The sequence below is a fragment of the Marinomonas hwangdonensis genome (genome assembly GCF_003721245.1).
Lineage (GTDB): Bacteria > Pseudomonadota > Gammaproteobacteria > Pseudomonadales > Marinomonadaceae > Marinomonas > Marinomonas hwangdonensis.
Genome location: NZ_RIZG01000001.1, coordinates 351,787 through 375,846, shown reverse-complemented (window position 1 = coordinate 375,846; position 24,060 = coordinate 351,787). Strand labels below are relative to the sequence as shown.

Annotated in this window: 22 protein-coding genes; 15 read left to right on the top strand and 7 right to left on the bottom strand. The window is 45.8% G+C overall.

Annotated elements, in window-relative coordinates:
• Window positions 1-39: 39 nt before the first annotated feature.
• Window positions 40-1,626 (bottom strand): methyl-accepting chemotaxis protein, encoded by a 1,587-nt coding sequence (locus EBI00_RS01755; protein ID WP_123094196.1) that lies wholly within the window; start codon window positions 1,624-1,626, stop codon window positions 40-42.
• Window positions 1,627-2,003: 377 nt separating this feature from the next.
• On the opposite strand from EBI00_RS01755, the gene EBI00_RS01750 reads away from it, so the two are divergent.
• The 3 genes from EBI00_RS01750 to EBI00_RS01740 all read left to right on the top strand — a co-directional run bounded on the left by EBI00_RS01750 (window position 2,004) and on the right by EBI00_RS01740 (window position 6,158).
• Window positions 2,004-2,654, top strand: a complete 651-nt coding sequence (locus tag EBI00_RS01750) for a 2OG-Fe dioxygenase family protein (protein ID WP_123094195.1) — start codon at window positions 2,004-2,006, stop codon at window positions 2,652-2,654.
• Between the two features lie 172 nt (window positions 2,655-2,826).
• Entirely contained in the window at window positions 2,827-4,092 is a 1,266-nt protein-coding gene (locus EBI00_RS01745) for a response regulator (protein WP_123094194.1), read from the top strand.
• A 65-nt stretch (window positions 4,093-4,157) separates the two neighbouring features.
• Window positions 4,158-6,158: a RecQ family ATP-dependent DNA helicase gene (locus EBI00_RS01740; RefSeq protein ID WP_123094193.1), complete on the top strand. Its 2,001-nt coding sequence runs from the start codon at window positions 4,158-4,160 to the stop codon at window positions 6,156-6,158.
• Here EBI00_RS01740 and EBI00_RS01735 read toward each other — a convergent pair.
• From EBI00_RS01735 to EBI00_RS01720, 4 genes are all read right to left on the bottom strand, one after another.
• A complete protein-coding gene (locus tag EBI00_RS01735) occupies window positions 6,127-6,510 on the bottom strand; it encodes a VOC family protein (protein WP_123094192.1) in 384 nt (127 codons plus the stop codon). The genes EBI00_RS01740 and EBI00_RS01735 overlap by 32 nt on opposite strands.
• Window positions 6,511-6,595: 85 nt before the next feature.
• The gene (locus tag EBI00_RS01730) at window positions 6,596-6,922 is read right to left on the bottom strand and encodes a GIY-YIG nuclease family protein (protein WP_174714882.1); all 327 of its coding nucleotides are present in this window, start codon (window positions 6,920-6,922) and stop codon (window positions 6,596-6,598) included.
• A gap of 22 nt (window positions 6,923-6,944) precedes the next feature.
• A complete protein-coding gene (locus EBI00_RS01725; RefSeq protein WP_241556920.1) occupies window positions 6,945-7,568 on the bottom strand; it encodes a LysE family translocator in 624 nt (207 codons plus the stop codon).
• Entirely contained in the window at window positions 7,565-7,771 is a 207-nt protein-coding gene (locus EBI00_RS01720) for a DUF1127 domain-containing protein (protein ID WP_123094191.1), read from the bottom strand. Before EBI00_RS01720 ends, EBI00_RS01725 begins: the two co-directional genes overlap by 4 nt.
• A gap of 250 nt (window positions 7,772-8,021) precedes the next feature.
• Here EBI00_RS01720 and EBI00_RS01715 point away from each other — a divergent pair, with 250 nt between their 5' ends.
• The 6 genes from EBI00_RS01715 to EBI00_RS01690 all read left to right on the top strand — a co-directional run bounded on the left by EBI00_RS01715 (window position 8,022) and on the right by EBI00_RS01690 (window position 17,704).
• Complete coding sequence (locus EBI00_RS01715) at window positions 8,022-9,443, top strand: aminotransferase-like domain-containing protein (RefSeq protein ID WP_123094190.1); 1,422 nt, start codon at window positions 8,022-8,024, stop codon at window positions 9,441-9,443.
• Between the two features lie 143 nt (window positions 9,444-9,586).
• The gene (locus EBI00_RS01710) at window positions 9,587-10,963 is read left to right on the top strand and encodes a TolC family protein (protein WP_123094189.1); all 1,377 of its coding nucleotides are present in this window, start codon (window positions 9,587-9,589) and stop codon (window positions 10,961-10,963) included.
• Window positions 10,960-12,150: an efflux RND transporter periplasmic adaptor subunit gene (locus EBI00_RS01705; RefSeq protein ID WP_123094188.1), complete on the top strand. Its 1,191-nt coding sequence runs from the start codon at window positions 10,960-10,962 to the stop codon at window positions 12,148-12,150. Before EBI00_RS01710 ends, EBI00_RS01705 begins: the two co-directional genes overlap by 4 nt.
• Window positions 12,147-15,305, top strand: coding sequence for an efflux RND transporter permease subunit (locus tag EBI00_RS01700; protein WP_123094187.1), 3,159 nt, complete (start codon window positions 12,147-12,149; stop codon window positions 15,303-15,305). The genes EBI00_RS01705 and EBI00_RS01700 overlap by 4 nt, the downstream gene beginning before the upstream one ends.
• A 186-nt stretch (window positions 15,306-15,491) precedes the next feature.
• Window positions 15,492-15,965 carry an Lrp/AsnC family transcriptional regulator gene (locus tag EBI00_RS01695; protein ID WP_123094186.1) on the top strand — a complete coding sequence of 158 codons (474 nt, stop codon included), beginning with the start codon at window positions 15,492-15,494 and terminating at the stop codon, window positions 15,963-15,965.
• Window positions 15,965-17,704, top strand: coding sequence for an aminotransferase class V-fold PLP-dependent enzyme (locus EBI00_RS01690; RefSeq protein ID WP_241556919.1), 1,740 nt, complete (start codon window positions 15,965-15,967; stop codon window positions 17,702-17,704). Before EBI00_RS01695 ends, EBI00_RS01690 begins: the two co-directional genes overlap by 1 nt.
• Window positions 17,705-17,745: 41 nt before the next feature.
• On the opposite strand, the gene EBI00_RS01685 is transcribed toward EBI00_RS01690, so the two are convergent.
• Window positions 17,746-18,213 (bottom strand): MOSC domain-containing protein, encoded by a 468-nt coding sequence (locus tag EBI00_RS01685; RefSeq protein ID WP_123094185.1) that lies wholly within the window; start codon window positions 18,211-18,213, stop codon window positions 17,746-17,748.
• Between the two features lie 245 nt (window positions 18,214-18,458).
• Here EBI00_RS01685 and EBI00_RS01680 point away from each other — a divergent pair, with 245 nt between their 5' ends.
• The 3 genes from EBI00_RS01680 to EBI00_RS01670 all read left to right on the top strand — a co-directional run bounded on the left by EBI00_RS01680 (window position 18,459) and on the right by EBI00_RS01670 (window position 21,116).
• Window positions 18,459-18,719 carry a DUF4212 domain-containing protein gene (locus EBI00_RS01680; protein ID WP_123094184.1) on the top strand — a complete coding sequence of 87 codons (261 nt, stop codon included), beginning with the start codon at window positions 18,459-18,461 and terminating at the stop codon, window positions 18,717-18,719.
• 5 nt (window positions 18,720-18,724) lie between these two features.
• Window positions 18,725-20,491 carry a sodium:solute symporter family protein gene (locus tag EBI00_RS01675; RefSeq protein WP_123094183.1) on the top strand — a complete coding sequence of 589 codons (1,767 nt, stop codon included), beginning with the start codon at window positions 18,725-18,727 and terminating at the stop codon, window positions 20,489-20,491.
• A 100-nt stretch (window positions 20,492-20,591) separates the two neighbouring features.
• Window positions 20,592-21,116, top strand: coding sequence for a hypothetical protein (locus EBI00_RS01670; RefSeq protein WP_123094182.1), 525 nt, complete (start codon window positions 20,592-20,594; stop codon window positions 21,114-21,116).
• A 40-nt stretch (window positions 21,117-21,156) separates the two neighbouring features.
• On the opposite strand, the gene EBI00_RS01665 is transcribed toward EBI00_RS01670, so the two are convergent.
• Window positions 21,157-22,392, bottom strand: a complete 1,236-nt coding sequence (locus tag EBI00_RS01665) for an aminotransferase class V-fold PLP-dependent enzyme (protein WP_123094181.1) — start codon at window positions 22,390-22,392, stop codon at window positions 21,157-21,159.
• Window positions 22,393-22,542: 150 nt separating this feature from the next.
• Between EBI00_RS01665 and EBI00_RS01660 the strand changes: the two genes are divergently transcribed.
• The 3 genes from EBI00_RS01660 to EBI00_RS01650 all read left to right on the top strand — a co-directional run bounded on the left by EBI00_RS01660 (window position 22,543) and on the right by EBI00_RS01650 (window position 23,980).
• Window positions 22,543-23,016 (top strand): Lrp/AsnC family transcriptional regulator, encoded by a 474-nt coding sequence (locus tag EBI00_RS01660; protein ID WP_123094180.1) that lies wholly within the window; start codon window positions 22,543-22,545, stop codon window positions 23,014-23,016.
• Window positions 23,017-23,129: 113 nt separating this feature from the next.
• Window positions 23,130-23,501, top strand: coding sequence for a glutathione S-transferase N-terminal domain-containing protein (locus EBI00_RS01655; RefSeq protein WP_123094179.1), 372 nt, complete (start codon window positions 23,130-23,132; stop codon window positions 23,499-23,501).
• Window positions 23,502-23,527: 26 nt separating this feature from the next.
• A complete protein-coding gene (locus EBI00_RS01650; RefSeq protein WP_123094178.1) occupies window positions 23,528-23,980 on the top strand; it encodes a GNAT family N-acetyltransferase in 453 nt (150 codons plus the stop codon).
• The last annotated feature ends 80 nt before the right edge of the window (window positions 23,981-24,060 follow it).

The window sequence follows — 24,060 nt, the reverse complement described above, 5'->3', positions numbered from 1 at the left end:
TATCACGCAGTGGACTAAGTCTAAGCCACCCTAAGCTCATTACTGATGAGGCGACTGGAAGCCCATTCTAAACCCGCCCCAGTGCTTGCCATTAACAAAAATAGGCACCGAAAGATCATGCAGGATTTCTCCCGTATCACGTTTATAGGTTTGCAACAAAAACGAGTCTGTGTGCGCACCGCATCGACGTCCAGTGGCATCGTTAAAAATGCGTTTTGTTCGATTGCTCAACAAATCTTTTTCATAGTCGCCAGTTAATGGCTGACTGAATTTTTTGTTATGCGTTGGAAAATACCCATTCACATCGACCGCACCGGCGAACATGACGTCTTTATAATTGTCTAAAATCGCCTCTTGAATCGATGGAAACATCCTATCTGTAAAAGCATCGTAAGGGGTGCTGAATTTTTCGGGACGAGTCCCCTTTATTGGCTGATAGTCTGTTGAAAATACCGCCTGCTGGGTTAACTCGCCCTTGGCAATGGCCTCTTCCAATATTTGTCCAATGGATTGGGCTGACGCCTTACATACACCAAGCAATTCAGAGAAAAACAACGTTTGATCCAGTTTAGCCAGCTCTCTAAAAACCACTTCAGCCCCATTACTCAATGTGGCTGACTGTTTTGAAAGGTGATCGCTGCGCGTAGAAATGTCTTGTAATGAATGACGGATGCGAGAGATAGAGCCATTGATCTGAGTGCTGGTCGCACCCAACTCCTCCCCTGCACGCTCAACATCTGACAACACAACTGAGGCATTTTGGACTTCCTGCGTTAATGCAATAAAACGCTGTGCTTCACCAAGAAGCGTGTCAGATAAAGCGTCTGTTAAGGATTTTAAGGAAACCATTTCACGGTTGGTTAACTCACTGTTTCTACGCACATCAGTTAACAAGCTGGAGATCTGTGCCGACGCGTCCGCGCTTTTGCCCGCTAATGCTCGTACTTCATCAGCCACCACCGCAAAACCTCGCCCTTGCTCACCGGCGCGCGCGGCTTCTATTGCCGCATTTAAGGCTAGTAAATTCGTCTGTTCAGACACCCCTTTGATCACGGCCGTTATACTGTCAATATCATCGGCACTCTTGGTTAATAAAGCCAACTGCTCACTCGCCGTATGAACCTTTTGCGTTAATTCGTTAATTTGCTCAGCACTTTGTGACAAGGCCGTTTGTGCGGTGCGGCTCGACTGAGCGGTGTCGCTCATTGTACTTGCAAGCTGCCCCAAATTATTGGATAGGGTTAAGCCTGTTTGCGATAGCGACTCGACGGCTTGGGTGATTTGCTCACTGTCATCCCGGGTGTGATGAATATCTTTACTCAGCGTATCCACAAAGTAAGATACTTCGGCTGCGCCAATGGCCATTTTAGACGTCGCCTTGGTCACGGTTTTACTGACATCAGACATGCTCACCTTGCTATCGACAATGGACGCATTCGCATCAGACGATATAGACCCATTATGAGCCTGGTGTTCGTTTTTGTGGCGGTACAGAACCGCGCCCCCTATCAGTAAACTTAAGGCAATGCCAATACCAGCATAAGGTAAGGTGATTGCGCCCTGTGAAGCACCAAACACCAAAAGCGCAAACAGACTCAACACACCGCTTAACTGAAAGTACACCATCGTTTTTCCTATCTACCCGTTTTTAATTTTCTAGTGTTTAGTGATGACTGTAAAAAAACAATATAAAACCCTTTATATAAGACTAAAGTTGTAGCTCATGACTTAATGGATTGATCGGCCGCCTTTTTAAACACTTGATGCCGCTTTTGACCTTATATTTTTGGCCATGCGTAATTCACATTTCAATAGCTTAAATAATCTATCCATAAAATTAATATAAAGTGAATTACTTATCTCTAAATACCCTTACAAAGGACATAAAAAGCAAAGTTTTTCTCTTTCATTCCTACTACACTAGAAGAAGGCGCCCATGAAGCGCTACAACAATAATACAATTCGTCGCGCACAATCTGCCGATGTCAAAAGAGGACAACATCATGATTTCCGAAAAGTCTCAAAACACATCTTTCTACCTTGAACTGGGTCAACTGACGGCCGAAAGCGTTAATCATCTTGCCCCTTCCTTTGACCATTTGCCGCCTAATCCCTATGCTGATGGCGAGTTTCGTCTGCGTCGTTACTCACGCTTTACCGTTGAACAAGGGGCGCTGAATCGCTTGCCAATGCAAACCTTTGTGCAGGACAAAAGCATCAACCACTTCCAGGGTGACGTTGTTCGCAGCTACGAAGAAATTGACGATAGCATTGTCCGTGATGATGCCTTTGTTGAACTATTTCAGCACTTTCAAACCATGGCAAACGTGGCAGACGGAACACCGATAGAGGTACACCAACTGCGTATCTTTGCTGACCATAAAAGTGCTGAAGTCGCACCAGAAGGCGTTCATCAAGACGGATTCGATCGCATTGGAATCTATGTCATGCAACGCCACAATATTGAAGGCGGCAGCATCAATGTGCATCTAGACAAGAACAGCCCAGCACTGATCAGCCACCACTTTGATAAAGGCGAATTTGTCGTACTTAATGATCGTAAATTTTTCCATAGCGCCCAACCTATCCAGCCAACAAACGGCGACAAGGGCTATATGGACGTGTTTGTGCTTACCGCCAACTTAGTGCATTAATTGCCCTACACTAAAATCATTGCTTCTTGCTTTTTAGGCACCCAGAAAAGTGACGGCTAAACACCGTCACTTTTTTATTTTTCAAATGTGATTTTTTTTAGTATTTCACTTCCTTGCATGATATAAAGATTGCATTATTTTTTGTATAACTCTATAAAATCAGGTAGTTGTCGTGGTAGATGCAATCACTCTAGGTGTTGATGATACAAATAAACCGCAACAGAACCTTGCGAATGTGTCAAAAAAACGTGTACTCATCATCGAAGATATTGGCGAAATGCGACTGATGCTCAAGTCCTTGATGACGTCACTGGGCTACTCCAATATTGATGTGGAACCTTCTGGCCAAGCCGCCATCAAACGCATTCTCGAAAGACCCTATGATATTGTTCTATCTGACTATAATTTGGGGGGCAGTATTGATGGTCAGCAAATTCTAGAAACCGCACGTAAAAACTACTCCCAAGACCACTCCACCATTTTCATCATGATCACTGCGGACACCGCCTATGAAAGTGTGGTGAATGTCTTAGAGTACCAACCCGACAGTTATTTGGTTAAGCCTTTTCCCCCCACGGCTTTCTATCGTCGTTTGGAAAGGGTTAAGCTGCAAAAGAAAGCCTTTAAAGGCATCAATGATGCACGAAAAAAATCCGACTTTGATGGGATGGAAGCACAAGCCAAAGAAACCATGGCGCATTCCCCTCATTACGCCAGTCAGTGCTTAAAAGTCATTGGTGAATCACTGTATGAGCGTGGTCGTTATAAAGACGCAAAAAATCATTACATGCTGGTGACTCATAAAAATAAGAATCTGGCTTGGGCTCATTACGGTATTGCCTTGTGTGAGTTAAAGCTTGGAACAGTAGCGGCTGCGGTGAAAAAATTCGAGCACACGATCAGTTTAAGCCGTTATTTTCTATCGGCTTATGATCAATTAGCCGACGCCCACGAGAGCCTTGGTAATGAGAAAGCAGCACAAGACGCCATGATAGCGGCACTGGAAGTATCACCACGGGCGTTTGAACGGGCTTTGCGTCTGGCACAAATTAGTATGAAACTTAAAGACTGGCCAAATGCGGAACAGGGTTACTCTCGTTTGATTCGTTTAACCCGAGACACCCCGAATGAAAAAGTCGAGTATTATTACGACTACCTAAAGTGTCTAACCAGCATGATGGCAAGTAAAGATGACAACGCCAAACTCGCCGATAAATTTAAGCGCACACTGGCTCGGTTACGTTCTTTTGGGAAAACCAACCCCGCGGCCATGTCAAATTCGTTTCGCATTGAGATACAGCAATTTCTCAATCGTGGCCATCAAGGCGAAGCGATCAAATCATGGACACGCTGGAGTCAAATGATTAAATCAGGAAAGGCATCAGCCCTAACCGAAGCACAACAATACACCCTTAAAAAACACCTCGGTTTACTGTAATTATTCGTATTATCACTGTTGTGCTTTCACTTTTTGAGGGCACTAAACTAAGGGGAAAAGTCTAGATGACGACATTAATGCAAGGACTGCATACTCTATTCGGCTTCGAGCATTTTCGCGAAGGACAACAACAAACCATAGAACAACTGCTGGCAGGGCACTCCTCGCTTGCGGTATTTCCGACCGGTTCCGGTAAATCCCTGTGTTATCAATTTACCGCTACCCAGCTACCAAATTTAACACTGGTGATCTCACCGTTAATTGCGTTAATGCATGATCAATTGGCATTTTTAACCTCGAAAGGCGTGTCTGCCGCCTGCCTAGATTCCAGTCAAAGCAAAGAAGAAAGCCAAGCGGTCATGGCAGGGGTGCAAAGCGGCAATATCAAGATTTTAATGATCTCGGTTGAGCGTTTTAAAAATGAACGCTTTCGTCGTTTTATTAGACACATTCCCATTTCCATGCTGGTGATTGACGAAGCCCACTGTATTTCAGAATGGGGTCATAACTTTCGACCCGATTATTTAAAACTGCCAACGTATCAACAAGAACTGGCCATTCCGCTGGTGTTGTTATTGACCGCTACGGCCACCCGTCGTGTGCAACGGGACATGGCGCAAAAATTTTCTATTCATCCTGAGCACATAGTGCAAACCGGTTTTTATCGCGCCAATTTGGACATCGACCTGATTCCGATTCCCGCCTCAACCCAAGGTGATAAAAAACCAAACAACGACAAACTCAATGCTCTAAAAGGCGTACTGAACGACACTCAAGGCAGCAGCATTGTGTATGTTACCCAGCAGAAAACCGCCGAAGACATTGCGCATGCTTTGCAAGCCAGCGGCTACTCAGCGACCGCTTACCACGCTGGATTAGACAGCGACATTCGTAGCACTATTCAAGCCGACTTCATGACCAGTCGAACGCGTATTATTGTCGCCACCATCGCATTTGGTATGGGAATAGACAAAGCGGATATTCGCCTTGTTGTTCACTTTGATTTACCTAAATCCATCGAAAACTACAGCCAAGAAATAGGCCGTGCTGGTCGAGATAATCAACCTAGCCGATGCGTGTTACTGGCCAATTTAGAAGGCTTAAGCGTTTTAGAAAACTTTGTCTATGGCGACACACCCGAACCTCAAGATATTGAGCGTTTACTGCACAGCATCACAGAGCAAACAAAGGATGGGGATGAATGGGAAACACAGCTTTATAGCTTGTCTCAGCAAACCAATATTCGAGCTTTGCCCTTAAAAACCATGCTAGTGCAACTCGAGTTATTGGGCGCGATTACGCCCAAGTACAGTTATTACGCTGATGTTCGGCTAAAGTGGGAAGGGGATCGAATCGCCTTTGCCCATCAAATACCCGCCGATTGGCAAGCCGCTTATCAAGCCATACTTAAAGGTATTCAATACAAAAAAATCTGGGGCACACCCAATTTTGAAAAGCTCTTCAATGAAGCAGGCTTACCCCGAAGCGAGGTGTTGCAGATACTAGAATTTGCAGCGGATCAGCAAGTGCTCACATTAGAAAGCAAAGGCCTTACCGAGGTATTTCAATTTCATGGCGACGCATTCCATCACCAAACATTAGTAAACCAATTGCATCAATACGTTGACGAAAAACAAACCACAGAAATTGAACGCATTGCGACCATGATGCGTTTTTTCCAGTTGGATCGCTGCTTAAATCACAATTTGGCACGTTACTTTGGGGATAAAAATGCACCGGAACACTGTGGACATTGCTCAGTCTGTCGAAAGAAAGTGCTTGTTTTCAACAGGCCAGCGCCAGACACAGCGTTGCATGACGCGTCCCTTGATTGGCAACAGGATTTGGCAATACCGGTTCAAGAGTTTGCCCAACAGCTTGCGACAAAAAGCCCAACTACTAAGATCACAGACGTCTTGATCACACGCTTTTTAACTGGACTTACTCAGCCTGTCTTCACCAAAATCAAAGCCCGCCAACTGAGCGGGTTTGGTCTGTTCGAAGAACACCGCTATGAGTCTGTGTTAGCGGCGGTTAAACAGTATCGCTTTGCTCATAAACACTGACTTCAATTAAATGGTTGTCGGGGTCATTAAAATAAACCGATTGCATGGGTCCTAGTGTGCCGACACGGCTCACAGGACCTTCTAATAGGTTGACGTTACAGGCTGCCAGATGATCCAGCACTTCATCCATAGACCATTCAGTGACCAAACACACATCTCCCGCCCCTTCCATGGCGTGGTTGCGTAACTCCTCCCCAAGCACTTGGAAATGGATATGCTGATTGCCAAAACGCACACCACTGCGACCTTCTTCTAAGGTCAGAACGTCCATTTTTAAAACCGTTTCATAAAAATCAACGGCTCTCGCTAAGTCCGACACTGTTAAAACAATATGATCAAGATGACTAATCACTGCCTTTACCTCTCCGTGTTTGGGGCGTTCTTCATCGCATCATGCTACGAATGATTAAGAACAAAGACAAGCGTGTACCGCGCCTTTATTCAAGTAAAGAAGCCAGCGCTATTTCTCCTTCAATCAAACTCAACTTTTGTCGTCGATTCAGTTTTTTTACCTGATACTCAAGTATCAAGGCGTCGCTCTTTGAGCCAACCGATTGCTGCCACACCAACTCCAGGGGCCCCTTTCCTTTTAAGTATCGTGCCGCTCGTTTACTGGCACCAGAGTGCTCCTTAAAACGGCGTTCCACATCCGTGCTGATCCCTGTATAGAGCGTATTTAAGCGAGTTTTAATCATATATAGACTCCACTCGCTTTCTTTTAAAGCGTTCTTATCGTCTTGTGTTCCTGCTATATCAAGCGTCATCTTACGACTCCTTTCTACGCGTTTAATGACCAATAATCAGCAATAACGTCGCCGCAGTGGCAACCCCCATAAAAAGATTAAACATGCGCTGACGTTTTTGATCTGTCAACCAACGACGAATACTCACACCCGCCCAGGCCCAAATAGAAATCGCTGGAAAGCCGACAACAGCAAACAAAATAATCATCCATAAACCCGACTGCGCATACAAATCGTCAGCAATTGAAAAGGTACTGACACAGCCAATCGCCATCATCCAGGCTTTGGGGTTCACATATTGAAATAGCAACGCCTGCCACCAGCGCATCGGCGAAGAGGCGACGGCTTTAGTCTTTGTCTGCTGATCGTCTAAATCACCCACTGGCGCACTGGCAATCTTCCAGGCTAGCCACAGCAAGTAAGCGCACCCTACCCATTTCAACACTGTGTATAGAGGTGGGTACAAGGTAAATAAAGTCCCTAGTCCAAGCAAAGTAGACAGCAATAACGTCGCGACCCCCAACACAATCCCCAACATATGCGGTAAGGTGCGACGAAAACCAAACTGCGCCCCAGACGCTAGCAACATGATGTTATTTGGTCCTGGCGTCACGGAGGTAACAAACGCAAACATGGCTAAGGCCAAGAAAAAAGACATATCCATCATAGTCGTCGTCCTTTGTTTTTTAGAGAAACACGCAAATCAGACATAAACCCTGACATGGTCGCTTGCGATAATTCCGCTTGTTGTTGCTCTTTTGTTAGACCAAGATCCCACAACTGCTGTGCCGTTAAAAACGCCAATTTTTTGCGTGTTTTAAAACGCACACTACTGTGTTGAATAGAAACAAATAGTCGAGCAACAAACATAACTTTCTCCTTTATAAAGTGCGCCTTTGAAAACATCCTGGCCTTCCAGCCATGTGTATGAGCAAATACTTTAAAAGAAGCACACAATACAATACAGCGTCAGAACTCGCCTTTATTAAGCATACAGAAAGTCATTTAATGGCCTGTATGGCCAAATTAACCCATATCTGTATGGTAAATAACATACAGAAAAGAACTTACAATGGGATCATCAAATATCCGCACACAGTTAGTTTAAGAGAAACACACCATGACACTTTACCAAAACTTAGCCGATCGTTTACGGGAACATATCCAGCACGATTTTTACAAACCGGGAGACCGCCTTCCTTCGGTTAGGCAACTGGCTCAAGAGCATGGTGTTAGCATCTCCACCGTACAAGAAGCCTATCGACAACTGGAACAAGACACGCTCGTCGAGGCAAGGCCTAAGTCAGGTTATTTTGTCTGTGCACGAAACAAAGACAGTCTACCTAGTATTTCCAGACCGCCCCAGCGCCCTTTAGAGGTGTCTCAGTGGGAAGAAGTTTTGAATATGCTAATGATTCGCAGTAATAACAAAGGCGTACAATTACAGCACGCGATGCCAGACATGACAGCGCCAACATTGAAGCCCTTGCTTAAAACCTTGTCCGATCTGACCAAACAAAAGCCAGAATTAGGGCTGGGCTATGCCGATATTCGTGGTACAGAAGAATTAAGAACGCAACTGTGCCGTCTGGCGGTGGCGTCTGGTTGTCAACTTCATCCGGACGATGTCGTTGTAACATCAGGCTGCCAAGAAGCCCTCTCGGTTTGCTTAAGAGCCGTCACAGAACCGGGAGACATCATCGCCATCGAATCGCCCAGTTTTTATGGCTCAATGCAGGCCATCAAGGCCGCGAATCTTAAAGCCATGGAAATCCCCACCCATCCCGAGACAGGCATCAGCTTAGAAGCGCTGGAGCTTGCCTTGGATCAGTGGCCTATTAAAGCCATTTTTGTCACCCCAACCTGCAATAACCCTATGGGTTACACCATGCCAGACGACAAGAAAGAACAGCTTTATAGACTGGCACAAAGCTACGACATTGCCATCATAGAAGACGACATTTATGGGGACATTTCCTATCAATTTCCGCGCCCTAAAACCATCAAGTCGTTTGATACGGATGGGCGTGTTCTCTTATGCTCTTCTTTTTCCAAGACCATTGCCCCAGGCATGCGAGTAGGTTGGATCGCTCCAGGTCGTTACCGCGATAAAGTCACCCACGTAAAATATGTGAGCAGCTCCATGTGCCCTGTTCTTCCCCAACTTGCGATCGCCAAGTTTATTCGTTTAGGCGGCTATGCCAAACACATAAGACAAATGCGACAACACTACGAACAGCAACGTGATCACTTGCTTCGGGCCATTAAAACCTATCTACCCAGTGATACCAGGGTGAGCTACCCTGATGGCAGCTTTATTTTATGGGTAGAACTTCAAACCAATATTGACAGCATGAAACTGGTAGAGGCTTGTCGTGAAGCTGGCGTAGGCTTTGCTCCTGGGCCATTATTTTCCGCCACAGGAAAATACCGCAACTGTTTCCGACTCAACTTTAGTGAACAAAGTGCAGAAAAACGCGAGTGGGCCATTAAGATCTTGGCTAAGGTGTTACACGGTGTCGATACACAAACTAAACTGTAAAGAAACGCAAATAGACTTAAAGCTCAGTGGCAAAAAAGCAATAATGAAACAGATTAGGTTAATCACCACAAAGAATAGCGCCTACTCGCGTTACGTACTTTTTGACTGCGCTCTTATTGACGCCTTTTTTTCAGGATAACTGAATGATCAATCCGTCTTTTTTACACACAAGCTTACTTTGTTTGAGCCTGACGCTGGTCGCCTGTAGTAGCTCGCAAAACCGTGAGAATTTTGCGAGCTTAGCAACCAGCAATTTAGAGGCCGTCAGTGAATACCAGAGCACGCAGAAAAACGCAGAGGCTTCACTAACAGACACCCGCTATTTAACAGATCTGATCAATGACCCACAATTGGACAAACTGATCCAACAAGCGCTGCAAGCTAATCCGAATTTGCAGAAGATGCAATTAACCTTGCAAGCCAGTTTATGGGGATTACGAAGCCAGGAAGCGAGATCATTGCCCAGTGTAGAAGCAGGCTTTTCAGGCAGCCAAACAGAAGGCAATGACATAAACTATAAAGCCGATGTCAGTATTCGCTGGGAGGCCGATTTGTGGCAAAAACTGGCACTGTCAGAACAAGCCACCACCAAATCATTAGCCAGTGATGAGGCGCTGTTTCAGGCCAGCCGAGATACCTTAGTGGCGAATGTGATTAAATCTTGGTTAGCAGTTACCGCAAAACAACGTGCTATTTATATTGAAGAGAAGCGTTTGGCGCTGTTAGAGGCCAATGAAAAATTGATCTTGCAACGCTTCAAAAATGGCTTAGGCAGTCTAGAAGCGCTAGACGAATCCAAAACCTCAGCCTCTCAATCCAAAGCCAATTTAGTGAACTACCAAGAAAACCTTGCCATTGAACGGCGCAATCTAGGACTCTACTTAGGCCGTTCTGAGCCAGAAAACTGGATCATAAATGCTCGCTATCCGGATGTTAATCTGACATTCAGCGATTTTCCGCGACAAAATCTAGAGCGCAGACCCGATTTAAAAGCCGCTTACTTGGCCATTGAAGCCGCCGATTTAAACACGTCCGTCGCCTACAAAGACATGCTGCCGAGTATCAGCTTAAGCGCCACGTTAAGTGACGCAGCCGAATCACCGAGTGCGGCCTTATTTGGATCGCCAATTTGGTCATTGCTAGCACAAATTACTCAACCGCTTTATAACGGCGGACAATTAAAAGCTGCCGCTGAAATTGCCAAACTGCAAACCGCGCAAGCCTACCAAGATTATCGCAATGCCCTATTAACCGCAGTAAATGAAATTGAAAACACACTGGGACAAGAACGGGTATTGGCTCAACAAGTTCGTCACATTCGTGACGCTCTGGCAAGCTCACAGAAAAACCTGATTCAGTATGAAAAAAAATACCGCTCCGGTCTGGCTGAGTTAAATGAATTAATGAACGCGCAAAAAACCACGTTTGACTTGGAAGCACAATTGGACAACTTACTTTATCAACAGTTATCAAACCGGGTCAATTTAGGCCTCGCACTTGGGCTTGGAGTGAAATCTTGAAAAAACATCTCTCTCAATGGGTTATTTTACTGCTGGCCTTAGCCGCAATCGCTGGAGTGTACTTTTACGTTACCAACGCCATAGACGCACAAAAAAATCGAGTACAAAAACCCCGTCCAGTCCCCCCTGAACAGGCCGTCTCTCTATCTATTGTGCCTGTCACTAGTGGTCGTTATGCGGCCACGGTTACCGCGTCTGGATTGGTATCGCCAAGGTACGCTGTGACTATGACCAGTCAAGTCAGTGGTGAAATCGTTCGTCTGTCAGAACAGTTTGAAGTAGGACAAGTTGTCAAAAAAGGCCAAGTGTTAGCGCAATTACAGAACAGCGAACTCAGCAGCGCCGTGGCCAACGCCAAACACACTGTGGCGACAGCAGAACTGGCATTGAAAGAAGAAATACGCCAAGGCGAACAAGCAAAAGCTGAATGGGCGGCAGCGGGATTTTCTGGTGAGCCAGATTCCGATCTCGTTTTAAGAGCGCCACAACTTGCGGCAGCAAAAACCGCCGTTGACGCGGCAAAAGCGACCCTTGCAAACGCACAAACAAAATTACAATACAGCACCCTCATCGCCCCTTTTGATGCCTTAGTGGTTGAGCGTCATGTTTCCCCTGGTGCTTACCTTAATAACGGTAATGAAGTCGCTACGTTATACAGCACAGACAGAGCTGACATCACCGTGGATTTGTCTCAGAGCGACTGGTCAAAACTGCCTGACACTGACACCCTATTGCAAAACAACTGGCCCGTTCGTATCGCCAGCATTGACACTAACGACCAGTGGCCAGGCAAGGTGCTCAGAATCAATCAACACATAGACGCCACAACCCGGATGCGCAGCCTAATAATCAGTCTTGAAAAACCGCTTGAACAAACACCCGCGCTGGTTCCTGGTGCATTCGTAACGGTGTCGATTCAAGGCAAACCACTTGATCACTTATGGCGCCTTCCCAATACGGCGTTGAGTCAGAAAAGTGAAATATGGTATGTGGATGACAACAGCCGCCTCGCTGCATTCGAAGTCACTCCGCATTTTGTTGATGCACAGCATATTTATATTCAAGTTCCTGACGCTATGCGCAACAAAACCTATCAAGTACTTGTCCAGCCCTACAGTAGCTACATAAAAGGCACCTTGGTAAACCCCATTACAATTGCTGATGTAAACAAGGTCACGACACCATGAGCTCTATTGATCAGCCTAGCGGCATCATTCCTTGGTTTGCGAATAACCCCGTCGCCGCCAACCTCCTGTTCTTGTTGGTCGTCAGTTTGGGCGTGATTAATATGGGCGCTTTGAATAAAGAAGCCTTCCCAAGCCTGACCCCTAACCGAGTGGCGATTACGATCAGTCATGACAGCGGCTCTGCAAAAGAAAACGAGGAAGGCATTGCCATTCCTTTAGAACAAGCCCTCCAGGGCGTGTCGGGGATTAAAAACATCACCACATCGTCCACGGCTCGAGCGACCAGCACCAGCATAGAAATGCTCGATGGTTACGATATAGACACGCTTCTGGAAGACGTGAAAAGCAAAGTTGATCAAGTTTCCTCGTTTCCAGACGAGGCCAAACCCGCCGTAGTCACCAAAGCCACGCGAGAAGAACACTCTATTTGGATTCAGCTCTTTGGTGACGTAGACAGGCGTACTTTGCAGACACTCACCAAAGAGCTTGAATCTGATTTGCTGGCCAATGAAAGCATCAGCTCTACTTCGATCATGGGTTGGTTAGATCCGACCATTATGATAGACATTGATAAAAATAAACTGGCTTTTTACGGCCTCACCTTGTCCGATATTGCCAATACGATAAACGCAGAATCGGCTCCTGCCAGAGTCGCCAGCCTGAGAGATGAAAATATTTATCTCACCATAAGCGCATCTCAGCAAGCTTATATAATCAGCGAATTCAACCGTATCCCTATTGTGTCTAACAGCACAGGGGGGAGCTTGCTGCTAGGGGATATAGCCGATATTCGTGACGCATTCAACGAAGACGACTTTGTTCTATCCCGATTTAACCGCCAAAATAGCCTTGCGATTCAAGTGCTGACCACAGGCACCAGCGACATTTCTAAATCTGTGGTGGGCGCCAAAGCCGTCTTAGCGGATTGGGAAAGCAAGGGGCGACTACCTCCTAATGTGGAGATAGGCACCTGGTATGATCGCAGTGAGTCAATTAATCAACGTATCGACTTAATGATAGAAAATGCGGTTCTTGGGATTTTTTTAGTCTTCATTATGTTGGCTATTTTTCTTAATGTTACCGTCGCTTTTTGGGTGGCTATGGGGCTGCCTTTTATCTTTTTCGGCACCTTATTTGTGATGGGAACAGAACACGTCGATTTAACACTGAATATGTTCACCACATTCGGGTTTATTATGGCGCTGGGGATCGTCGTCGATGACGCTGTCGTTGTTGGGGAAAGCGTCTATACGGTACGATCCCAAGAAGGCGACACGGTAGGTAACACCATAAAAGGCACCATGATAGTCGCCATTCCGACCCTATTTGGTGTTTTTACAACCGTTGCAGCTTTTTGGGCACTGACGAACATTGAAGGTCGATTAGGACAGCTTTACTCACAATTTGCCATTGTGGTGGCGATTTGTTTAATACTGTCCGTTATTGAATCAAAAATCATCTTACCTGCCCACCTTGCGCATCTAAATACGCAAAAGTCGACCCGCACCAATCCCTTGTCCAAAGCATGGGGCATGGTACAACAAGGTGCCGATAGTGGCTTACAATGGTTTAGTGAACGCATTTATCGCCCCGCCATGGACCTTACTCTTAATCACAGATACGCGGTGTGTTTATTGTTTATTGCCTTGTTTGTCCTGGTCATTTCGATGCCACTTACCGGTGCCATACGCATGAGCTTTTTTCCTCAGATACCCGGTGACACTGTGCGCGGTTCGGTCACTATGTTTAACGATGTGAGCTACGGAAAAACTCATGATGTCTTGCTGATGCTGGAACAAAAAGCCTATCAGGCGGATATTGATCTTCGAAAGAATGGCAGCAGTGAGGTGGCGATTAGAAACCTTCAGGTAACCGCAAACAGTGATCAATCTGGCAATATACGCATAGAGCTTGATAACGACCGACCCTATACGTCGGCTCAGTTCGCCAGTAAATGGCAGCAACTTTCTGGCTCGCCTGAAGGGGTGAAAAACCTACGAATTCGCAGCGCACGCGAAAGCGTCGACGCCTTAAGAATAGAACTACGCGGTAATGACAATCGTGTTTTGGACGGCGCTATGGCAGAGCTATTAAGACAGCTAAGCACCCTGCCTGCGGTCACTGGTGTCGAACAAAATAATGAACCCACCGAATCCCGTCTTATGTTATCGCTCACCGATCAAGGTCGTTTGCTTGGTTTGTCTTCAAGCGATTTGGCAACACAAGTCACTCGTAATTTCGACGGTCAAGTTGTACAGACTTTCCAACGCGATAACGCGGAGGTGGAAGTCCGCTTAGGTTTCCCTGACGATCAAAAAGAATCGCCAGCAGCGGTTATGAACACCAAAATCGTCTTGGATAACGGGGCTCAAATCCCCTTGTCGACCGTCGCTACCTTGGCTCAAGAAGACGCTGAAACACGCATTGTGCGCATTGATAGCAAGCGTTCTCAGTATCTTTCAGCTGAAGTAGATAAAGACATCATGTCTTCCACCGAGGTGGTGGCCTATTTACAAAATGCCGTGGTGCCACAAATGCTGCGTCAGTTTGCAGGAGTGTCGATTTATTTTTCTGGTGAAGCTGAGCAACAGGAAAAAACTCAGTCGTCTATGGTGCAAATGTCTCTACTTGCCTTATTGATCATTTATGGACTCTTGGCCATTCCGCTCAAATCTTACTCGCAGCCGCTCATCATTATGATGGCCATACCCTTTGGTATTATTGGGGCCTTATTGGGACACTGGATGAATAATCTGGCGCTGAACATATTGTCTCTTAATGGCATACTGGCGTTGAGCGGCGTGGTCGTAAACGACAGCCTATTGCTGGTTTCCCGGTTCAATACGTTACGTAATGAAACAGGACACATCAAAAAAGCCATCATGATCGCCTGTCAGAGTCGATTACGAGCCGTATTATTAACCTCTTTCACAACGTTTGCCGGACTATTGCCGATTCTATGGGAAACCTCACGACAAGCCCAAATGTTGATTCCTGCGGCCGTGTCCCTCGGCTACGGCATCATGTTTGCGACTATCATTACCCTAATACTCATACCTGTGCTTTTGATGATAAAAGAAGACATTCGCCTACTGCTCGGACGCCTCAAAAAGCCAGCCCCTAGCAACATTGAAACGAATCAGGGACATTCATAACCTGATAAGACCTTCTTTTAAAAAGCGTGTTTTTTATAAATACGCTTTTTTTTTCATTTTTTTACCCCCCTTTTTTAAAACCTCATTCCTTCTTTCTACAGAAATTTGGAACCTAATTGCAAAGAATAGAGAAAAGCCAGACAATCAGAAATATATTTCCAATTAATTGATAAAAAAGAGAACAAAATGCACTTAGATGAGATAGATTTGCAACTACTTGCCTTAATTCAAAGTGATGATAGTATTTCTACCGAAGCCATGGCACAGCAAGTAGGGTTGTCTAAAACCCCTTGTTGGCGACGGGTGCAAAAGCTGGAAAACGCAGGATATATCATGCGCCGTGTCGCCCTATTAGACGCGGACAAACTTGGCCTTGGCGTATCGGTTTTTGTTCAAGTCAAAACCAATCAGCATGATGTTAACTGGGCCGATGAGTTTGCTCGCGTGGTGGCGGAATTCCCTGAAGTGGTGGAGTTTTACCGCATGGCAGGGGAATACGATTACTTACTTCGTGTGCTGGTCAAAGACATTCCAGCCTACGACAAATTTTATAAACGATTAATCAGTGCCACCGCATTAACCGACGTGACTTCCAATTTCGCCATGGAGCAGATCAAGTGGACAACTCAGTTGCCCTTGCCCGTCATGAAGAATAAGTGATGAATCAACAGGTTTATTTATGCGGCAAGCCAAATGAGGAAAGAAACATGTCCGTTGCTGCCGCAGAAAATATTTCACATCAAAGAGCACGAGCGCAAAGTATCACAAGCCATTCCAATAAAGAGGCTTTGCTTGCCCGCATTCGTGACGGCATCATCGGCAAAAATACACAAATTCATACCCCATTTGGCGCAAGAACCTTAACTTACGCTGACTATACCGCCTCTGGTCGCAGTCTGGACTTTATCGAAGACGCCATTCGTCAACATGTCTTACCGCTGTACGCCAATACGCACACCGAAGCCAATGCCACAGGCCAACAAACCACCGCCTTTCGCGAGCAAGCTCGTCAACACATTCAACAAGCCGTTAACGCCTCAACCGAAGACTTGGTGATATTTTGTGGCAGTGGCGCCACCAGCGCGATTAATGCCTTAATTAGCCAATTAGGCTTGCGCCAATTGAATGAATCTGAAAAAGCACACGTCTGTATTTTTATTGGTCCTTATGAACATCACTCCAACGAATTACCGTGGCGAGAGCTGGGCATTGAAGTAATCAGAATCCCAGAATCTAAAGACGGCGGCGTTTGTTTAATCTCCTTAGAAGAGCAATTACAGGCAAAACAAAATAAGCGCCTTATCGGTAGTTTCAGCGCCACATCCAATGTCACAGGAATTTTATGCGATCAGGATGCCATTACCGCCTTGCTACATCGCTACAACGCCCTCGCTTTTTGGGACTTTGCCGCGGCCGCACCTTATGTAGCCTTAGATATGAATCCAAACGCAGACAAAATACTGGCCAAAGACGCACTGTTTTTCTCAACCCATAAGTTCATTGGTGGTCCAGGGACTCCGGGGATTCTGGTGGTCAAAAAAGCCATAATAACTAACCAAAAACCCAGTCTTATTGGCGGCGGCACCGTGTCTTTTGTTACACCGGAGGACCACACCTTTTTGCCCGTTGGCGTTCGTCGAGAAGAAGGAGGTACGCCCGGTATTGTCGAATCGATTCGCGCTGGTTTAGTGTTTCAGCTCAAACAAGCTGTGGGAGAAAACGTCATTGAGGCCCGTGAACACGAGCTAGTACAACAGATTGATAAACATTGGCACAATCACCCCAACATTGAGCGATTAGGTCATGCTGATGCCGCCCGTTTGTCGATTACCGCGTTTCGCATCAAGACCGACTTTGGCTACTTACATCATGGTTTTGTCACCGCCATGTTAAATGACCTGTTTGGTATTCAAGTACGAGGCGGTTGCTCCTGCGCGGGCCCCTATGGACACCAGCTTTTGGGCATAGACACAAGGGAATCAAAACGCATTCAAGAAGCCCTGAAAAAAGGCGAAAAACTGGTTAAACCAGGTTGGGTTCGCTTCAATTTGAATTATTTCTTAGGCGATGATGAAGCCATGTTTATTTTACAAGCCATTGATTTTGTTGCCAAACACGGCATCAAGTTATTACCCTATTACGCTTATGATCAAACGGCCGATTTGTGGCGTTTCCAAGGACAATCCAACACACCTAAGTCACTGGCCGATTTGCTGTGGCAACGCCCATCAACAACAGAACACAATGCAAGCTCGACAGAAGATAAACGCAGTTATCTAACGCAAGCAGAAACCATTGTTCAAAACTGTTTGGCTGGAAAATACACACCGCAGCCGCAACCATTTAATAAAGAATTTAACGACATTAAACGCTTTGTGTTGGCAGAGGATATTGTTTAAAAACGTCAGAGAAACATCGAACAAAAGGATTCAGAGCAAGGCTATTTGCTTGTGTTCTGAATCAAATTAAACTGCATTCCCGTGCGTAATATGCCAGTGCTCAAGACATTGGCTCTCAAACCGCTGCGATGTAACCAAGCCCTAACGACTTGCGGCGCCGAAATTGAATCATTGGCCAAGGATTTCCCTAATGAACCACAGGGTTCGCACAATTCCACACCATAAAAGCGCACATCACCAATGGAAAATTCCTGCCCCACCAATTGGTTGAGGCGAACACCTTGGGTAACAATATTTCTTCGAGTGGCGGACAAGCTAATACTTTGACCAAAATTCGCGTTAAACGCCGCAATGGCTTCGCTCTCTATAAAAGTAATATTAGGACCGTCGCTGCCTTTTTTACCATAGTATCTATCGCCAACAATGCCTTTCCCTGCGTCTACTTTCACCGCATCAATACCGATTTGCGCTTGCTTGGATTTTTTCGACACATAAATTGCTTGAATCACCCATTGTCTCCTGCATTTGGCTGTTTTAGACGGATACGTTTGTCGCTACCAGGCTAATAATCGCAAGGTTCACAACATTTCACCATAAAATATCACGCTGATTTTCCACTTGTGTTCTTCACCTAGGAAAAGTGTCAGTTTTTTTTACATTAAATGCACATTATGCGACTAAAGTCTGACTTCTTATTCGGCCTCCCCCTGCTAAATTAACAGGGCGTATAAAAATAATTATAAGGAGATCTACCGTGTCAGATCATAATACTAATGCAGAAAAATACTGGCAAGCCAACCTCAGGCTCATCTTAGGTAGCCTAGTGATTTGGGCTCTGGCCTCTTATGGCTGCGCCATTCTACTTCGCCCCATGCTTTCCGGCATACATATTGGAGGAACAGATTTGGGTTTCTGGTTCGCCCAGCAAGGCTCTATTCTTGTTTTCCTCTTTTTAACCTTTTTCTATGCTTGGAGAATGAACAAGCTAGATGAAGAATTTGGCCTCGAGGAGTAAGTCGCATGGATCAGTTTACTATCAACTTGTTGTTTGTCGGTGGTTCCTTTGCGCTCTACTTCGGTATTGCAATTTGGGCTCGCGCCGGGTCAACAAAAGAATTCTATGTGGCGGGCGGTGGAGTCCACCCTGTGTTAAACGGTATGGCTACGGCGGCAGATTGGATGTCGGCGGCCTCCTTTATTTCCATGGCTGGTCTGATCGCTGCCGGCGGTTACGCTAACTCGACCTTCCTTATGGGTTGGACTGGTGGTTATGTATTGCTTGCTATGCTGTTGGCTCCTTACCTACGTAAGTTTGGTAAGTTCACTGTGCCTGACTTCATTGGTGATCGCTTTTACAGTACAACAGCACGTTTGGTTGCGGTTGCCTGTTTGATCATAGCATCGGTAACTTATGTTATCGGACAAATGACAGGGGCTGGGGTGGCGTTTTCGCGCTTCCTTGAAGTAGATAATAATACGGGGCTTATAATTGCTGCTGTTGTGGTATTTTTCTACGCTGTATTAGGCGGTATGAAAGGCATCACTTACACACAGGTTGCTCAGTACGTTGTATTGATTATCGCTTATACGATTCCTGCTGTGTTTATCTCCTTGCAATTAACAGATACGTTTATTCCTGCCATCGGACTTTTCTCTACCCATACTGAATCTGGCTTACCACTACTGCAAAAATTAGACGAAGTGGTTCGCGAGCTGGGCTTTAGAGATTACACCGCTGACGTTGAAAACAAACTTAACATGGTGCTGTTTACGTTATCATTAATGATAGGTACAGCAGGTCTACCACACGTTATTATTCGTTTCTTCACTGTTCCTAAAGTAGCCGATGCACGTTGGTCTGCTGGTTGGGCACTAGTATTTATCGCTTTGTTGTACCTAACAGCACCTGCTGTTGCTTCAATGGCGCGTTTGAATCTATTAACTACTATCTATCCTTCAGGCCCGACTGAGCAACCAATAGAATACGCGGAGCGTCCTGATTGGGTGCAAACATGGGAAACAACAGGCTTAATCAAGTTTGAAGACAAAAACGGTGACGGCAGAGTACAGTTTTACAACGACGTACCTGCATTCCAAGACGAAGCAGCTGCTCGTGGCTGGGAAGGCAATGAGCTAGTCGTTAACCGAGATATCCTTGTGTTGGCTAACCCTGAAATTGCGAATCTTCCAGGTTGGGTTATTGGTCTAATCGCAGCGGGTGGTCTTGCTGCTGCTCTATCGACCGCAGCGGGGTTATTATTGGCTATTTCCTCTGCCATCAGTCATGACTTAATAAAAGGCTCCATTAATCCCAATATAAGCGATAAAGACGAACTCAAAGTGGCAAGGATATCCATGTTTGTTGCTATCGTAGTGGCGACTTATCTGGGGATGAATCCACCCGGCTTTGCGGCCCAAGTAGTGGCGCTCGCGTTTGGTATTGCTGCCGCCTCTATCTTCCCTGCGTTGATGATGGGTATCTTCTCTAAGCGTGTTAACAGCACAGGCGCTATTGCTGGTATGTTGGCTGGTCTGATTTCTACCTTGGTGTACATCTTTGTATTCTTAGGCTGGTTCTTCATTCCTGGTACAGCAAACTTAGCCAATACACCTGATAACTGGTTGTTTGGTATCTCCCCACTTTCTTTCGGTGCGGTTGGTGCGATGATTAACTTTGCCGTGGCATTTACTGTGTCGTCTATGACGCCTCCGCCACCAAAAGAAATCCAAGACTTGGTTGAAAGCGTTCGCTACCCACAAGGTGCTGGCGGAGCTGTTGACCACTAAGGTTTAACAAAAGCACGTCCTAATAATCGAGCCTTGCTTCTTTGTAAGGCTCGATTTCTTTATAATAAGACTCCATAAAAAATCAAAAAAGAGAACGCTTATGTTTTGGGAACTTATTGCCACTATTTTTGCTGGTATTGGCGGCGCGGGTATTGCGTTACTGATAAGAAAACTTACACGGCAAATGGCGCCAAAATGGCTGGTTCCGGCCTTTGCTGGTATCGCTATGTTGGGTTTTCAAATACAAGGAGAATACGATTGGTTCGATCACCAAACCAGCCTATTGCCAGAAGGGGTTGTCGTAGTCAAAACGGTTCAAGAAGAAGCCCCATGGCGCCCATGGAGCTATGTTTTTCCGCAAACCTTGCGTTTTATGGCGGCGGATGTCGCCAACTCTGCAAAAAACAAAATAGACCCAAATCTCGTGCTAGTAGACTTATATTTCTTTGAGCGTCGTCACATGGCGAAACGTGTGCCACAAATTGTTGACTGTGCTCGTGGTGCAAGAACCGACTTTATTCAATCAGCAACCGCGTCACCTAGCTCAGAGCCTCAACCTACGACATGGTACCCACTTGAAGACACTGACCCGCTATTGAACGCGGTTTGTCATGACAAGGTGTGAACACAAAAAAGGCAGATTTCTAATCTGCCTTTTTGCTTTGTTATGCAAGCGCTTTTTCTAACGCAGCGATGAGCTGATCTATTTCTTCCGCTTGAGTGTAATGAACAAAAGAAAGACGCAGTACCCCTGTATTCGGGTCAATTCCCATGGCTTCTAGCAAACGCACTGCGTAAAAATGCCCCGCTCCACAAATGATCCCCTGCTCGACTAATTTTTTTGCCAGTTCTTGAGGTGTCTGCCCTTGTGGAATAATCGAAACGGTTGCAGCGCGCTTCGTTGCATCGTTTGGACCAATTAATCGCAGTTTTGGATGCTGATCCACAAACTCAATCAGTCGACTTAACAGCGCCTGCTCTGCATCCAGCATTAAACGACGGACTCGCTGCGATTTTTCCTGTGCCGACGTCGTTGGGGCGAAATGATGATCGTGCAAGGCGTCAAAGTAATCCAGCACACCACGGCTCGCGGCCACCTGAGCATGATCTGGGCCGGCTGGCACAAACCATTTATGGCGATACGCGTTATTGAAATAGTGGCTCTGATTACCGAGTGTTTCTGCCATGGCATGGCGAATAACCATCACTCCTAAATGCGGGCCATAGGCTTTATAAAGGGAAAGTAAATAGATATCGGCGCCTAATGCATTCACATCAGGTAAACCATGTCCTGCATAAGAAACCCCATCCACCACCGTCGCTACGTTCGCTGCGCGAGCCAACTGACAAATCTCTGCCACAGGGTTAATCTCAGCAACGACGTTTGAACAATGAGTAAACACCAAAAGTTTAGTACGCTTTGAAAACAGACCTTTCAGATCATCTAAGTGCAATGACCCAGTAGCTGGGTCCACCTGCCACTCTTTGATCACAAGGCCTTTCTTTTCTAACGCTCGCCAAACACCAATGTTGGCTTCGTGATCTTGATTGGTCACAATGATTTCATCACCTACCACCAGCACTTTGCCAAACGCCTGCGCCAAAACATAGGTATTTTGAGAAGAAGAAGGTCCTAAGTGCACCTCACTGGCGTCGACATTTAAATAGGAGGCCAATCTTTCATGGGATAAGTCCATTTGCGCGCCCGCTTTTTGTGACGCAGGATGAAGGTGATAAGGTTGCAGCTTGGTCTCTCGATAATATTGATCAAGGTGGTCAATGACCGATTGGCAAGCATAAGATCCGCCCGCATTATCAAAAAACGCCTGCCCAAATAAAGACGGCTCTTTAAAAGCCGGAAAATGAGAACGAACAAACGCCAAATCTAGCTTAGCTGCCATAACCTTAATCTCCTTCAGAAATGCATGGTAGCGCTTGTCAAACGCAAGCGAACTAACCCGAAGTATAGAGAATAAGTCATGCAAGTTGTTTGCTATTTAAATGTAGAATCGCTACCGTTATGCAAGATATTTGTTTAATTAGAGCGCTATATGAAAGAAATCGCCTTAGATCGCATCGATTACAAAATAATACAAGCTTTAGAGCAAGATGGACGCATGAGTAACACCCAGCTTGCAGAAACCATTAATTTATCACAATCACAATGCTTAAGACGACTGCGCCAACTAGAAGATATCGGCGTCATTCGAGGTTATCAGGCAAAGATCGACTATCAGAAGTTAGGCTACAGCATTGTGGCGTGGACATTAGTCACCGTCAGCAAAGAAACGGCCCAAGCCCGTGACAGAGTGATGGCCTTTTTGACACAACAAAGTGCCGCTATTAACGTGCATGGTGTCACGGGCGACGTCGACCTTATTGTCGAAATCTGCGCCAAAGACATGTCTCAATTCACCGATCTGGTGGTGAAGCAGCTGTATGCACATGCAGACGTCATCAGCACTAAATCTTACATTCGTTTAGACACGGCAAAAGAGCACGGCAGCCCACTTCATGCTTACTAATCTAGGAGATGGGGGGAATTTACTTAAATACTGGCCTGAATCACGTTAGAATATGGTCATTAGTCCTGTTCTCCCGAACGGCTCGCCCTTTAATCATTGAGTCTATCTCTGCTATGAATTTTTTTATCAAACTGATCCGCAACCTCTTAGGCCTCCTTATTGCCACAATCGATGTACTCACTCGTGGTAGTCAATTAAAACGAACTCCGGAAAAGCAACAGCAGGTCAATCAAGACGCAGAAAACTTGTCTCTTTACCAATTTTTCGCCTGCCCTTTTTGCATCAAAACCCGCAGAGCTATGTACAAACTGAATCTGCCTATCGAAAAACGCAGCGCATCTGAAGGCTCGTCGCATCGTGACGATTTGTTGCAAGGCGGCGGTAAAGTTAAAGTGCCTTGTTTACGTATTGAAGAAAACGGCAAGGTGGAATGGCTGTATGAGTCCTCTGATATTATTCGCTATCTCGAACAGCGTTTTGCTTAACGTCTTACATACCATAGGTAGGCACCATGATCTGGCACTGTCAGCGCTTTGAAGAACTGTCACCTCATACACTTTATGACTTACTAAAACTTCGCTGTGATGTCTTTGTGGTGGAACAAAATTGCCCTTATCCAGAATTGGACGGATTAGACACCTTACCAGACACACGCCATTTGTTTGCAGTACGTGATAACACCATGGTGGCCTATGCACGCTTATTAGCAAAGAACGTCAGCTACGAAGACCACACGAGTATTGGTCGCGTGGTGGTCTCGCCGAAATACAGAAAAGAAAAAATAGGCCACGCTCTCATCAATAAAGCCATCCAAGAAACGCTCGCTCTCTGGCCGGATACAAACATCCAAATTGGCGCACAGTTTCACCTTAAGCATGTCTATGAGTCCCATGGTTTTAACGTCGCCTCCGACCCTTACCTTGAAGACGGCATCAAGCACTGCCTTATGAAACGGGTGTGCTAAACCACTTTCTGCTTTATGTTATGTAATAAAAAACGGCCCTTGTTTCCAAGGACCGTTTTTAGATATTCATTTTCTAAGTG